The sequence below is a fragment of the Enterobacter sp. J49 genome (genome assembly GCF_002148625.1).
Taxonomy (GTDB): domain Bacteria; phylum Pseudomonadota; class Gammaproteobacteria; order Enterobacterales; family Enterobacteriaceae; genus Enterobacter; species Enterobacter ludwigii.
In genome coordinates this window covers 1-357 of the sequence record NZ_MWPY01000032.1, presented here as the reverse complement: position 1 = coordinate 357, position 357 = coordinate 1, and the positions used below count along the sequence as shown (strand labels likewise).

Genomic DNA, 357 nt, shown 5'->3' with positions numbered 1-357 from the left:
TGGTGGCGACGGTGATCAACACCACGCTCAGCCCGCAGAGCATTGCCGGCGGCGGCTGGCGCATTCCTTTCCTGTTGGGCGGCATGTTCGGTCTGGTGGCGATGTACCTGCGCCGTTGGCTGCAGGAAACGCCGATCTTCATCGAGATGCAGGCGCGTAAAGCGCTGGCCGAAGAGCTGCCGCTGAAGTCGGTGGTGCTCAACCACAAACGGGAGGTGGCGGTATCGATGCTGCTGACCTGGTTGCTCTCCGCCGGCATCGTGGTGGTGATCCTGATGACCCCGACCTATCTGCAAAAGCAGTTCGGCATCGCGCCGGCCTTGACGCTGCAGGCCAACAGCATCGCTACCATCATGC

Annotated in this window: 1 pseudogene; it reads left to right on the top strand. The window is 62.5% G+C overall.

The window, feature by feature from the left end:
- Positions 1–357: pseudogene (locus BJP35_RS12720) on the top strand (MFS transporter); the annotation flags it as partial.